Annotated in this window: 13 protein-coding genes; 7 read left to right on the forward strand and 6 right to left on the reverse strand. The window is 52.2% G+C overall.

Going from position 1 to position 13,766, the window contains the following annotated elements:
• Positions 1–93: 93 nt before the first annotated feature.
• Together RAC60_RS15650 and RAC60_RS15655 are read left to right on the forward strand one after the other, a co-directional pair.
• The gene (locus tag RAC60_RS15650) at positions 94–510 is read left to right on the forward strand and encodes a secondary thiamine-phosphate synthase enzyme YjbQ (protein WP_033738976.1); all 417 of its coding nucleotides are present in this window, start codon (positions 94–96) and stop codon (positions 508–510) included.
• A gap of 2 nt (positions 511–512) precedes the next feature.
• Positions 513–836, forward strand: coding sequence for an MmcQ/YjbR family DNA-binding protein (locus RAC60_RS15655; RefSeq protein ID WP_006121520.1), 324 nt, complete (start codon positions 513–515; stop codon positions 834–836).
• A gap of 38 nt (positions 837–874) precedes the next feature.
• Here the strand turns inward: RAC60_RS15655 and RAC60_RS15660 are convergent, their stop codons facing one another.
• Together RAC60_RS15660 and uvrA are read right to left on the reverse strand one after the other, a co-directional pair.
• Positions 875–1,939 (reverse strand): NAD(P)-dependent alcohol dehydrogenase, encoded by a 1,065-nt coding sequence (locus RAC60_RS15660; protein ID WP_033738979.1) that lies wholly within the window; start codon positions 1,937–1,939, stop codon positions 875–877.
• A gap of 227 nt (positions 1,940–2,166) precedes the next feature.
• Positions 2,167–4,995, reverse strand: a complete 2,829-nt coding sequence (gene uvrA, locus RAC60_RS15665; protein ID WP_033738980.1) for an excinuclease ABC subunit UvrA — start codon at positions 4,993–4,995, stop codon at positions 2,167–2,169.
• A gap of 224 nt (positions 4,996–5,219) precedes the next feature.
• Here uvrA and ssb1 point away from each other — a divergent pair, with 224 nt between their 5' ends.
• Positions 5,220–5,762, forward strand: a complete 543-nt coding sequence (gene ssb1 / locus RAC60_RS15670; RefSeq protein ID WP_006121517.1) for a single-stranded DNA-binding protein SSB1 — start codon at positions 5,220–5,222, stop codon at positions 5,760–5,762.
• 261 nt (positions 5,763–6,023) lie between these two features.
• Here the strand turns inward: ssb1 and RAC60_RS15675 are convergent, their stop codons facing one another.
• Together RAC60_RS15675 and RAC60_RS15680 are read right to left on the reverse strand one after the other, a co-directional pair.
• Positions 6,024–6,596 carry a DUF1349 domain-containing protein gene (locus RAC60_RS15675; protein WP_054634664.1) on the reverse strand — a complete coding sequence of 191 codons (573 nt, stop codon included), beginning with the start codon at positions 6,594–6,596 and terminating at the stop codon, positions 6,024–6,026.
• A 93-nt stretch (positions 6,597–6,689) separates the two neighbouring features.
• Positions 6,690–7,208 (reverse strand): isochorismatase family protein, encoded by a 519-nt coding sequence (locus RAC60_RS15680; RefSeq protein ID WP_039339066.1) that lies wholly within the window; start codon positions 7,206–7,208, stop codon positions 6,690–6,692.
• Positions 7,209–7,334: 126 nt separating this feature from the next.
• Here RAC60_RS15680 and RAC60_RS15685 point away from each other — a divergent pair, with 126 nt between their 5' ends.
• Positions 7,335–8,168, forward strand: a complete 834-nt coding sequence (locus RAC60_RS15685) for an AraC family ligand binding domain-containing protein (RefSeq protein ID WP_375093993.1) — start codon at positions 7,335–7,337, stop codon at positions 8,166–8,168.
• Between the two features lie 71 nt (positions 8,169–8,239).
• Complete coding sequence (locus RAC60_RS15690; protein ID WP_039339063.1) at positions 8,240–9,220, forward strand: DMT family transporter; 981 nt, start codon at positions 8,240–8,242, stop codon at positions 9,218–9,220.
• Between the two features lie 902 nt (positions 9,221–10,122).
• Here the strand turns inward: RAC60_RS15690 and RAC60_RS15695 are convergent.
• On the reverse strand, positions 10,123–10,518 hold the full coding sequence (locus RAC60_RS15695; RefSeq protein ID WP_033738988.1) for a transposase: 396 nt from the start codon (positions 10,516–10,518) through the stop codon (positions 10,123–10,125).
• A gap of 523 nt (positions 10,519–11,041) precedes the next feature.
• Here RAC60_RS15695 and RAC60_RS15700 point away from each other — a divergent pair.
• Positions 11,042–12,298: an oligosaccharide flippase family protein gene (locus RAC60_RS15700; RefSeq protein WP_033738990.1), complete on the forward strand. Its 1,257-nt coding sequence runs from the start codon at positions 11,042–11,044 to the stop codon at positions 12,296–12,298.
• 8 nt (positions 12,299–12,306) lie between these two features.
• Positions 12,307–13,257 (forward strand): ATP-grasp fold amidoligase family protein, encoded by a 951-nt coding sequence (locus tag RAC60_RS15705; RefSeq protein WP_039339061.1) that lies wholly within the window; start codon positions 12,307–12,309, stop codon positions 13,255–13,257.
• A 52-nt stretch (positions 13,258–13,309) separates the two neighbouring features.
• Here RAC60_RS15705 and RAC60_RS15710 read toward each other — a convergent pair whose 3' ends face one another.
• Complete coding sequence (locus RAC60_RS15710; RefSeq protein ID WP_006121568.1) at positions 13,310–13,591, reverse strand: YjcB family protein; 282 nt, start codon at positions 13,589–13,591, stop codon at positions 13,310–13,312.
• Between the last annotated feature and the right edge of the window lie 175 nt (positions 13,592–13,766).

Raw genomic sequence — 13,766 nt, forward strand, 5'->3', positions numbered from 1 at the left:
CTTGTTGGCGGCTTTTTTATTTTTACGGATCGGGTTTACCTTTGCGCCACATTCTGCACACTTAACTGTGTCTCACAGATTCAGGAAAAAAGTATGTGGTATCAACAAACGTTGACCTTAAGCGCAAAATCGCGGGGTTTTCACCTCGTAACGGAAGAGATTGTGCAACAGTTGCCCGCACTCCGTGATATCCACACCGGATTACTCCATTTGCTGTTGCAGCATACGTCGGCTTCACTGACGCTGAATGAAAACTGCGATCCGACAGTGCGGAGCGACATGGAACAACACTTTATGCGCCATGTCCCGGAAGCGGCTCCTTATCAACACGATTACGAAGGCCGTGACGACATGCCCGCCCACATTAAGTCGTCCACGCTGGGCGTTTCACTGATGCTACCGGTGCAGCGTGGACAGCTGGTACTGGGCACCTGGCAGGGCATTTGGCTGGGGGAACATCGTATTCATGGCGGAGCCCGACGTATTGTGGCGACCTTACAAGGGGAATGAGTATGAATAATTCGGACTTACTGACGTACTGCATGAGCAAACCCGGCGCAGAGCAGAGCGTTCACAGCGACTGGAAAGCTACGCAGATCAAGAGCAACGGCGTGCTGTTTGCCATGGTGCATGAAGTCAAAGGGCGTCCGGCGGTGTCGCTCAAATCCTCGCCCGCGCTGGCTGAACTGATGCGGGATGAGCACAGCGATGTGTTTCCCAGTGAACATCTGAATAAATCACACTGGAACACGCTGTTTTTAGACGGCACGCTGAAAGATTCGCAAATTTACTATCTGGTGGATGCCTCTTTTCAGCAGGCAGATACCGGGCGGTAACGGCCCTTTCCCGGCGTGGGAAAGGGCACAGGACAGGATTACGCCGCCGCGTTTTTACGCAGCGTATCGATATCAATGACAAAGCGATATTTTACATCGCTCTTCAGCATACGTTCGTAAGCCTCGTTGATCTGATCCATGGCGATCAGCTCAATATCTGACGTGATGCCGTGTTTGCCACAGAAATCCAGCATCTCCTGGGTTTCAGCGATACCGCCAATCAGCGAGCCAGCGATGCTGCGGCGTTTAAAGATCAAATTGAAAACCTGTGGCGCGGGATGATCGTGTTCAGGCGCGCCGACCAGAGTCATATTGCCGTCACGCTTCAGCAAGGTGATAAACGGATTAAGGTCGTGTTGCGCCGCCACTGTGTTAAGAATGAAGTCAAAACTGTTGGCATGTTGCGCCATCTGGTCGGCATCTTTCGAAATGACCACTTCGTCTGCGCCCAGACGTTTTCCGTCTTCGATTTTTGACGGTGAGGTGGTGAATAACACGACATGCGCGCCCATCGCGTGAGCAATTTTTACGCCCATGTGCCCCAGTCCACCCAGCCCCACGATCCCGACTTTTTTACCCGGGCCGACATTCCAGTGACGCAGCGGTGAATAGGTGGTGATACCGGCACACAGCAGCGGTGCCACACCGGCCAGCTCCAGGTTTTCTGGAACACGCAGCACAAAGCTTTCATCCACTACCATAGAGGTGGAGTAACCACCGTAGGTGATAGCCCCTGTCTGGCGATCCTGACCGTTATACGTGCCGACAAAGCCATTTTCACAGTACTGCTCTAGGCCTTCCTGACAACTTGGACAGCTGCGGCAGGAATCAACCATACAGCCAACGCCGACCAGGTCGCCGACTTTGTACTTCTGCGTCTCGGGGCCGACTGCGGTCACGCGGCCAACAATCTCGTGTCCCGGAACCACAGGAAAAATGGTGTTTTTCCACTCATTGCGCGCCTGATGCAAGTCAGAATGACAAACGCCACAAAACAGCACGTCAAGCTGTACGTCATGAGCACGAAGCTCACGCGGTTTGAAATCAAACGGTGCCAGTTTGGACTTTGCATCCTGAGCAGCATACGCATGGGTAATGTTCATGGTGTCTCCAGTTAAAGTGTGTCGTGATTTTTCGATCAACGCCGCAGCATAACGCGCGCAGCAAGAAGGTGACGCCAGGGGCGTACCAAAGGGGAACGAATTAAGGATAGTCAGGGGAGAGAAAAGCGTATATGCCTATATGTGTCTGAATCTTGCCTGATCCTGCATTTTTCAGGGTAAATTGTGCAATCCCTGTAAGAAGGCCCGCGTGATGCGGGCCTGCAATTTTATTTTTTCAACAAGGGCTTAAGGAAGCGGGCCGTATGTGATTTTTCACATTCGGACACGGTTTCTGGCGTGCCTGCCACCAGAATTTCACCGCCGCCACTGCCGCCTTCCGGCCCCAGGTCGACGATCCAGTCCGCCGTTTTCACGACGTCGAGGTTGTGCTCAATGACCACGATGGTGTTGCCCTGATCGCGCAGTTGATGCAGCACTTCGAGCAGTTGCTGGATATCGGCAAAATGTAACCCGGTGGTGGGCTCATCCAGAATATACAACGTCTGTCCCGTGCCGCGCTTCGACAGCTCACGCGCCAGCTTGACGCGCTGCGCTTCACCACCGGACAGGGTGGTGGCCGACTGACCCAGGCGGATATAGGACAATCCAACGTCCATCAGCGTTTGCAGCTTACGCGCCAGGGCAGGAACGGCATCAAAGAACTCACGTGCTTCCTCAATCGTCATTTCCAGCACTTCGTGAATGCTTTTGCCTTTGTATTTAATCTCCAGCGTTTCACGGTTATAGCGTTTGCCTTTGCACTGATCGCACGGCACATAAATATCCGGCAGGAAGTGCATTTCCACTTTCAGCACGCCGTCGCCCTGACAGGCCTCACAACGTCCGCCACGCACGTTAAAGCTGAAACGGCCTGGGTTATAACCACGTGAACGTGATTCAGGCACGCCGGCAAACAGTTCACGAACCGGCGTAAAAATACCGGTGTAGGTGGCCGGGTTAGAGCGCGGCGTGCGGCCGATGGGGCTCTGGTCGATATCGATGACTTTATCGAAGTGCTCCAGACCGGCGACATCGCGATATGGTGCTGGCTCAGCAATGGTGGCCCCGTTCAGCGCGCGCTGGGCAATAGGGAACAGCGTATCGTTGATCAGCGTCGACTTCCCTGACCCGGAGACGCCGGTGATGCAGGTAAACAGGCCAACAGGCAGCGTTAAGGTGACGTCCTTCAGGTTGTTACCGCGCGCGCCCGTAATTTTCAGGACCTTCGAGGGATCGCCCTTCACGCGCGTTTCAGGCACGGCGATTGCGCGTTTGCCGCTGAGGAACTGGCCGGTCAGCGAAGCCTCTTCCGCCATAATCTGCTCAACCGTACCTTCCGCGACGATAGCGCCGCCGTGCACGCCCGCGCCGGGACCGATATCGATCACGTGGTCGGCGGCGCGAATCGCGTCTTCATCGTGCTCGACCACAATCACGGTATTACCCAGATCGCGCAGGTGAATCAGCGTGCCCAGCAGGCGCTCGTTATCGCGCTGGTGCAGGCCGATTGACGGTTCATCCAGTACGTACATCACGCCGACCAGACCGGCGCCAATCTGGCTTGCCAGACGGATGCGCTGGGCTTCACCGCCCGACAATGTTTCTGCAGAACGCGACATCGACAGGTAGTTCAGGCCAACATTGACCAGAAAACTCAGGCGATCGCCGATCTCTTTCAGCACTTTTTCCGCGATTTTAGCCCGCTGACCACTGAGTTTCAGATTTTCAAAAAACGCCATGGCATGACCGATGCTCATGTCTGAAATGGTCGGCAGCGTGGTGTTTTCGACATAGACGTGGCGCGCTTCACGACGCAGACGCGTGCCTTCACAGCTGGCGCAGGCGCGATTGCTGATAAATTTCGCCAGTTCTTCGCGTACCGCTGAGGATTCCGTCTCTTTATAACGGCGCTCCATATTGTTCAGCACGCCTTCGAACGGATGGCGGCGCACAGACGTGTCGCCACGGTCATTAATATATTTAAATTCAATCGTTTCTTTGCCGGAACCGTACAGAATGACTTTCTGCACGCTGTCCTTGAGGCTGTTAAACGGCGCTTCTATATCGAAGTCGAGATGATCGGCGAGTGAGCGCAGCATCTGGAAGTAATAGAAGTTACGACGGTCCCAGCCACGGATGGCGCCGCCTGCCAGCGACAGCTCTGCATTTTGCACTACGCGATCGGGATCGAAATATTGCTGCACACCCAGACCGTCACAGGTCGGGCAGGCACCGGCGGGGTTGTTAAACGAAAACAGGCGCGGTTCCAGCTCACTCATGCTGTATCCGCAAACCGGACAGGCAAAGTTCGCGGAGAAGAGCAACTCTTCTGCCGCGCTGTCGTCCATATCGGCCACAATCGCGGTACCGCCAGAGAGTTCCAGCGCCGTTTCAAAGGATTCCGCCAGGCGTGTCGCCAGATCATCGCGGACTTTAAAGCGATCGATAACCACTTCAATGGTGTGTTTTTTCTGCAGTTCCAGCTTAGGAGGATCGGAAAGATCGCACACTTCGCCGTCGATCCGGGCGCGGATGTAGCCCTGCGTCGCCAGGTTTTCCAGCGTTTTGGTATGTTCACCTTTGCGATCTTTCACGACCGGTGCCAGCAGCATCAGACGGCGACCTTCGGGCTGTTCAAGCACCTGATCGACCATCTGGCTCACTGTCTGAGCAGCCAGCGGGACATCATGATCCGGGCAGCGCGGTTCACCCACGCGGGCAAACAGCAGGCGCAGATAATCGTGAATCTCCGTAATCGTGCCTACCGTCGATCGCGGGTTATGCGAGGTCGACTTTTGCTCAATGGAGATGGCCGGCGACAAACCCTCAATATGATCGACGTCAGGCTTCTCCATCAAAGACAGAAACTGGCGCGCATAGGCAGAGAGCGACTCCACATAGCGGCGTTGACCTTCCGCATACAGCGTATCAAACGCCAAAGAGGATTTACCGGACCCGGAAAGGCCAGTAACCACAATGAGTTTGTCGCGAGGGATGGTCAGGTTGATGTTTTTCAAATTATGGGTGCGGGCACCACGAACTTCGATCTTATCCATTCACCTTTCCCGGATTAGCTGCACTCACCGCGCCCTGTGACACGGCCAGAATAAACGCATCATTATGGCACAAAAAATAGACTGAATAAATATCCAGTAGTTTTTTGCTTTTTTCCGGCAGATGATTAAAAATGGAACACCGCTCGAAAGTGGGAAACCAGGCGCGGGACGTGTTAGAATTGATTGTTTAGAGTTGACGTAATCATTCATCGGGAGACAGCAACATGGCCAGTCGTGGCGTTAACAAAGTGATTCTTGTCGGGAATCTGGGTCAGGATCCGGAAGTACGTTACATGCCAAATGGTGGCGCTGTCGCCAACATTACGCTGGCTACCTCTGAGAGCTGGCGCGACAAGCAGACCGGTGAGAACAAAGAGATTACCGAATGGCACCGTGTCGTGCTGTTTGGCAAACTGGCAGAAGTGGCGGGCGAATACCTGCGTAAAGGTTCTCAGGTGTATATTGAAGGCCAGCTGCGCACCCGTAAATGGCAGGATCAGGGCGGTCAGGAACGTTACACCACGGAGGTGGTTGTCAACGTGGGCGGCACCATGCAGATGCTGGGTGGACGTCAGCAGGGCGGTAACGCGCCAGCAGGCGGCGGTCAGGGCAACAACAACGGTTGGGGCCAGCCTCAGCAACCGCAGCAGGGCAATAACAACCAGTTCAGCGGCGGCGCACAGTCTCGTCCGCAGCAGCAGCCCAGCGCTCCGGCCAGCAACAATAACGAACCGCCGATGGATTTTGACGACGACATTCCGTTCTAAGCCGTCTGTCAGTCTCTGTTGCAGAAAGCCCCATTACCGGGGCTTTTTTGTTTTGTTGGGGATGTCTGGTTTAACTCTGCACCACTATCCCGCCTTTCACGCACACCCTGGCGTGGTTTATCCAGCGCCGACACTGGAGGCGCGATGACCCGGCGGGCATGACCTGGCCGAAATACATGGCCTGTATCCTGAAAGCCCGGGCAAGATCGGGCACGGGCGACAAAAAACATGACATCACATCTCTGGACGACGCGTCCGCCGTTAACTTAAATCATGCAGTGCTTTATCCAGCGGCGGCGTCAGAAGCATGTCGCGGAAGGTGACCGCCAGGCCGGCACGCTCCGGCGTGCAACACATAGCACCTATCCTGAGCGGACCGGGTGGAAAATAGCTCAGACGTAATAAAGGCCACGTCTGTCCGTCTGCCGAATACTGCAGTCTCAGGCTGTCACCTTTGCGCGTCAGCCGGAGCCAGAACGCTCGCGGATCGCCAGGAAATATCCCCGTTGCCCAGTCGGAATGGCCGAGCGTCAGCACGCTGCCAATGGCGGGCGCACCATCGTTATATTCAATTCCTGCTTTTAGCCAGTGCTGTGCGTCGCGTATCAGCATCAGTCCGGCCTGATCGTACAGCGTGGTAAAGTCTGCGCAGATTTTGAGCTGAAAAGTCATGTCGCCGTCCACCTCCGTGGCAAAGACATGGCCGGAAAAGCGCTCAAACCCGTACCAGGTTTTGTGCCAGAAATCGGTCTTATCATCGGTGGTGACCTGTAGCGTACCGTTCTGGCACTGCCACGTTGCAGGCTCATTGATCCAGGCAAACGACTCAAACATAGCGCCTCCAAAATCGGCCATAACTGGCCGGGCTGATGCGACTCAGGATGAAGAAAGAGTCAGATGGTCTGATACGGATGAAAGCGTGATCGCTTAACGCCACCCGGCCAGCACGGTATCGGTATCGATCACGCGTGGTACGTTACCCGGAAGACTTAAGCCCGCCCAGACTTCATTATGCTGGCCAATTAACTGTTCCGCACTGGCACAGGTCCGGTCGGCGGTGGTATGGGCGTCAGCGGCGACGGTGATGCGATAGCCCAGTCCTGCGCCGACCTTGATGGTGGTGTCGACGCAGTAATCAGTGGCACACCCACAAATAACAAACTCATGAATAGCCAGCTCACTCAGCAGTGAGGCCAGGGACGTCCGCCAGAAACTGTCGCAGGCTGTCTTGGTAATAAAGTGCGCATTCCGGGATTGAGCCATCTCGGGTAACAGCGCAAAGGCCTGGCTGCCTGGCACCATGTCGCCTTCGCTGTGCTGAATAAACAGCGTAAGATCAGCCTGTTCGATGAGGCGGTTAATCTGCCTGACCCGGCCAGCCCGATCGAAACGCGGCGTGGTGAATACGCCATTTTGCATATCAACTACCATTACAACACGCTGCATGATGTTTCCTCGTCAGTACACCTGTTAAGCAGTGTCATGTATTCAACCGGGGATGACAATCTTTGCATTTCATCCCCTTTTAACGGCATGCTTGCAGATTCTGCCAACCAGATAAGGAGCGATAACGTGGAAGGCGTTCCAGCTGTTTTTCCCTGTGAAAAAGATCGCGCGCTGTTTAGGCAGTTGCCTGAACTGCCGGGCGTGGAACTTTACCAGGCGCATATTTCCCGTTATGCCTTTGCTCCGCATACGCACGAAGCCTTTGGCATCGGCACCATCGAGGCCGGGGCACAGCGCTTCCGTTACCGCGGTACGCACTACACTGCCCCTGTCCATTCTCTGGTCATGATGAATCCTGATGAGCTGCACACCGGGGAGTCGGCCTGCGAAACGGGCTGGCGTTATCAAATGATCTACATCCAGCCTGACTGTATGGATGAGCTGAGTGGCGACCGTGGCTGGTGGTTCGGGGATGCGCTGCGAACGGACGTGCGACTTGCGCAGCCTGTGTCGCAGTGTCTGGCGGCGCTGTGGCAGGCCGATACGGCCCTGGCGCGTTATAGCCTGCTGTCAGACCTGCTGGTGCGCATCCGTCCACAGGCCCGTATGGCCTCAGCGCGTAAAGTCGATGCCAGACACCGTTTTGATGACGTGCGCGACTACCTGTGCGCCCATCTTGGGGAGCCCGTCAGGCTCGACACACTGGCGGCATTAGCGTCGTTATCACCGTGGCATTTCTTACGCGCCTTCCGCGATCATTTCCATGTCACGCCCCAGCAAATGTTAATGGCTTACCGGCTTTATGAAGCCAAACAGATGCTCGCCAGGGGTGAGGCCATAGCCAGCGTCGCGGCAGCGGTAGGCTTAACCGATCAGGCGCATCTGACCCGTGCGTTTACCCAACGTTACGGCATTACACCGGGCCGCTATCAAAAGCAGATCGCGCCACACACGTTCTGACCGCAATTTGCTACAAGGCATGCTTACCTGTTTGGTTCACACTGAAGCAAAAAGACAGACAGGAAAAAGCCATGTTGACAGGAATAATGTTTGCCCTTGCCGCAGGCATGATGTGGGGGCTGATTTTTGTTGGACCGGTCATCGTCCCGGATTATCCGGGCGCGTTGCAGTCAGCCGGACGCTATGTCGCGTTTGGCCTGGTTGCGTTGCCGCTTGCCTGGCACGATCGTTTCCGACTGCGCCAACTGAGTGCCGCCCACTGGCGGGAGGCATTAAAGCTGTCGCTGGTTGGCAATCTCTTCTATTACGCGTTTCTCGCCAATGCGATTCAGCGAACGGGGGCTCCGGTCTCCACGATGATCATTGGTACCTTACCGATTGTCATCGCCGTTACTGCAAACCTCTGTTATGGCCATCTTGAAGGACGGCTCTCATGGCGACGGCTTATCCCGGCACTGCTGGTGACGGGCGCAGGCCTGGTTTGTGTTAATGCGGCGGAATGGCAACTCCAGGGGGCAACGCTCAACGGCCAGCGTTATCTGACCGGCATTGCCCTGGCGGTGATGGCGGTGGTGTGCTGGACCTGGTATCCGTTGCGCAATGCGCGCTGGTTACGCAACCATCCTCAGCTCAAGGCCGCGACCTGGGCCACCGCGCAGGGCATTGTGACCTTACCGCTGGCACTTATCATGTATGCGCTGGTCAGCATACAGCTGGCGTGGCAACAGCCTGATTTTGCGCTGCCTTTCGGCCCCCGGCCTTTGGTGTTTATTGCATTAATGCTGACGATTGGCCTGCTGTGCTCATGGGCCGGAACGTTATGCTGGAATGCGGCCAGCCAGCGACTGCCTACCGTATTGATGGGGCCACTCATCGTCTTTGAGATTCTCTTTGGCTTGCTATGGACGTTTATCTGGTATCAACACTGGCCACCTGTTCTGACAATGATCGGTATTGTTTGCCTGATCGTTGGCGTGATTTGGGCGATGCGCATCAAGCCACAACCCCGCGTGACCGCCCTGAACAGGAAATCATCTGAACGTCCCGGATAATGAATAATTACTGGGAGTGATATTCACGCTTTTTCGGATTATACCGAGGTGTAAAACGGCGAAATAAAGCCGCCTCGGTAATCTGCCGGGTTTAAATCTTCCTCAAAACGGCCGCTCAGCCATGCCGTATTTATCCACGCAGGCGGCTTCCGCCCCATTAACAGCAAGATAATCGCACATATTGTTCAATAAATAGCCAGAAAACGGCCGGGTAAAGCGCGTTTATTCCTCAAAAAGCGGACAGATGAAGGTAAAGCGCTAACCCGCACCCAGCTTTTATGTTTAAAAAACGGTGAAAACATACCGTTTGGCTAAGAGAAATCCTTATCAGAAACCACCTTTTACTTCAGGCAGCCTTAATTTCAGCAGAATCAGACTGCGCTTCGCTTATATTTACTGTTTAACAGCAGACATCAATAGCAGGCAGAAATAGTTATCAATTGTGTGCTACCGGATGAAAGTGTTAAGTATCAATAAACTGTTAATCTGAGATTATTCTGGGCCATTTTTATCTTTTTATGCGATTACGCATAATCCGACGATCGGCAAAACATTTCTCAGGACCAGTCGGTGCTAAGGAAATGTACGGAGAAATCAAAATATGATTACTGGGATTAAACGAAAAAGTGGAACAGCGGCAGTTCCTTTTAGACGAGCTAATGAAAAAAAAGGAAGGTCCAGTCTCACCGAAATGAGACTGGGGGGATAAAAGTGGTGTAGATTGAGAGACTTTTGCTGTTGTAAATCAATTTTACCGCAAAAAAGGAAGCGTAACCGCAAATCCATTCATTAATTACGGACTGGGCGAGGCGCGCCATCCTAATGTCCTGTTAAATGCTCTTCATCTCTTCTGGTAAGAACAAATCTCAGCGAGGTAGCTATCAAAAGCAATGCTCTCAGTATTAACGGTTTTCTGATCCCGTTGGGTAATGGTAAACACTACGGCTAATATCCAGCAAACGGCAGCTGCGGCGCGTGCCGACATCGAATGTGTCCTGCAGGAAGTTGACGGCCTGACGCTTCTCGTGCGTAGTAAAGAAGTTCTTCAGAACGCTTTGCAGCATCTCCTTATCGGAATGAAGTGCATGCAGTTCGCGCGTCAGTAACTGAACCTTTTCTTCCAGCTCCTTGATTTTTCTGCCTTCTTCCGAGGCTAACCCAGAAAACTTCTTCTTCCAGCTATAGAAGGTTGCCTCAGAGATGCCAAGCTCTTCACAAATCTCTTTAACCTTAACGCCCGATTCAGAAGCTTTAATGGCATTTGTGATTTGATCTTCGCTATATCGTGACTTTCTCATAAATGCTCTTACCTTTCTTATCAATTAATGGATGAGGATTACTTTATTAACCTTTGGTACTGTAAAAGTGTGTGGAATGCCGTGTTTAAATACGGACGTTAAATTACGTGGGTTAAATTAAGATATTTAGAATAAATATCATCATGGGATAAATCTTATTTTATTCTGATCGGGATGCCGCGCCTTCCTGGTATGGGTTTTTTGATATAAATTCATCGCACCCCAAAGATAAAAAATGACTGTAATTTGGCTGGTTGACGCCTCCGCATCCGTTTTATTCAGGAATGACGGTTTTTGTTAACATTAATGATTTCATTTTGAAATCGTTTCCAGTAGTCGGCATTCGTGCCAGATATAATCAGAATTCTCCTGAATTCTTTCATTAAAATATAATCGGATTCTCATTTTCGAGCCGGGTTGGCTTGATGATTATCATTTCGCTTTGAAATTTAAGCGCTTATTAATTCGCCCACGGATGGGCGTGCCGAAGCGGTAGATGTTGAGTATTACTAAGGAACAGTCGATGAAATTTAGCGTAATGTCTAATGCCGCCTGGATGATGTCTGAAAAGATTATCTCCGTCTTTGGCGTCATTTTCGTGACGTCTTACGTGGCTAAATCCTTTGGCCCAACCCTATTTGGGCAGATGGCGTTTTCAACATCGTTATTTGCCATGGTGCAAACCATAGCCCTATTTGGCACTGAAACTATTTTGTTTAAACGTGTCAGCAAAAATGCCACCAAAGGTTTGCGCTTAATGCGTATTGCACGTACTTTGCGTATGGTTTTATTACTTATTACCTCGGCACCAGTGTTAATTTGGGTCTGGTACAACATGCAGGAAAATTTCCTGGCATTTGCGCTGGCTTCATTTGTTGCCTCTGTTTTTGTCACGCAGGATACGTTTAGCGTTTATAACAATGCACGTCTGGCATCAAAGCTGAATACCGTGGCGAATGCCGTCGGCATGCTGGTGAGTTTTGCGTTGAGTTTCACTATTGCCTGGCTACGCCTGAATCCGCTGTGGCTGACATTGTCAGTTATCACGGTAACGCTGGTGCCGTATGTCATTAAACGCTACTGCTTTTACCAACAGCATCAGGAGCAATTTCCCCCGCGGGAAACACGCACCCTGTATTTGCGTTATCTGCTGTATGCGGGCTTGCCATTGGCCATTTCCAGCATTTTTATTTCTGTCCAGGTCAAAACCGCGCAGATGTTTTTGGCCGGCATCGCCTCGGCGCGCGAGCTGGGTTTATTCGCTGCTGCCAATACGATTGCCGCGTCCTGGATTTTTATTCCCGTGGCGCTGATTACCTCCTGTTTCAGCGAGATTTTTCGTGCGCGTGGAGACGAAGCCGTCAGGCTGACGGCCCGGCTCAATGGCTACGTGATGGCCGTGTCGCTGTTGATGTTGTTTATCGTCGCGTTGTGGGGTGAGCACATTATTGTGGCGTTATATGGCCCGGCCTACAGGCAGTCAGGCAACCTCATCACGCTGTTATCCCTGGCGACCAGTTTTTCGGCAATGGGAACCGTCGCGTACCGTTTTATGGTGAAAGAAGGGGGCTTTGATTATTTACTGAAGAAAATCATTTGTCTGGTGCTCATCAGCATCCCGCTTTCCTGGTGGCTAATTCAGGGCTACGGCATCATGGGGGCCGCCTGGAGCGTTTTTCTGTCTGAGCTCCTGTCCCTCACCGTCATGAATTACTTCTTTAAACGCGGCGTGATTCAAAAAATTCAGGTTTCCTCACTTAACTACAAAACCTACAAATGAGGTCAAATATGCTCAGGTTGAAGCAAGAGCTCAGAAGAAGTTTGCAGTACTTTATTAAGAAGATGCCCTGGACTTATCAGGATCGTATTTATTACTTCCGCAAGTTCAGAAAGCTCCCGAATCTGCGTGAGCCCAAGGTCTTCAACGAAAAAGTGCTGTATCGCAAGTTTATCCATGGTGATTACCAGCTGTATGCGCGCCTGTCCGATAAGTATTCGGTGCGCGACTATATTGCGGAAAAGATTGGTAATGACTATCTGATTCCGTTGCTCCACGACACCACCGATCCCACCACGTTGAATGATCTTACGCGCTGGCAGGGCACGGTTATCAAACCGAATCATGCTTCAAACATGGTAGAGATCGTGCTGGAAGAACCGGATGCGCTTCGTAAGCAGCAAATCATTCATAACTGCTATTCGTGGTTAAAAACCGATTTCGCCAACGAAGCGCGTGAGATCCACTATCGCTATATCAAGCCACGTATTCTGGTTGAGCAGTATATTGGTGACGGTAAAAGCGCGCCGGTTGATTACAAGTTTCATATGTTCAATAAGCGCGATGGCAATTTTGAGTATGTTCTTCAGGTCATCTACAACCGCTGTCAGCCTCAGCTTTCGATGAATTTTTACGTTAATAACCTCTCCGAGGCTTACCATAAAATTCGCGATACCGGCCTGGATGTTTCCCCGATCATGCCCTCACTGGAGCGGGCACTTGCCCTGAGCAAAACGCTGGCCAGTGACTTTGACTACGTGCGAGTCGACTGGTATATCCACGACCAGCACATCTATTTTGGTGAACTGACGTTTACGCCTGGCGCAGGCATGGTAACCGGACTGGATCGTGGCTTAGACAAGATGATGGGTGAAATGTGGATTCAGGAACGTCGCGGAACGCAGAGACCGGACGTTGACGTACAGGATGTCGCCATTCCTGTCATGTTGAAGAAAATTTGACTTTACACAGCAATATAAAAAACCCCGCTTTGCGGGGTTTTTTATTGGTCATTCAGGGCATTGGCCAGTTCGCAGGCGCACGGCTCATCATGTCAATGAACACTTCTTTAGAGACGCTCAAAAAATGGTGCACGTTTTCCATGCTTAGCGTGATGCCCATTAAACCGGTCACAAACCAGCACGACAGACCAACGCCCACGCCGCCACAGAGAAAGGCCATGACATGATGGCTGTCCTGGCGAAGGCGGGTTTTCAGTGTACTGGCGAAAAACATCATTACAGCGCTCAGCAATTCCCAGCGCATAACAAGAAAACTGGTGGTTAGGGTAGCCATCAATTTTGACCTCAAAATCGGAAAGGACGCCTGACTGTCTGCGAACATCACGTCGGCGGAAAAGTCTGTCAGGTGGGGCTCTTTCGTCGGCAACAAACGTCATAATGTGATGTGGGTCACATTATATCATCTGGTTCTCAATTTTTGTACAGAATTTGTTTGATTTGTCAGCGCA

Source organism: Pantoea sp. BR_17 (assembly GCF_041955125.1).
Classification (GTDB): Bacteria; Pseudomonadota; Gammaproteobacteria; order Enterobacterales; family Enterobacteriaceae; genus Pantoea; species Pantoea stewartii.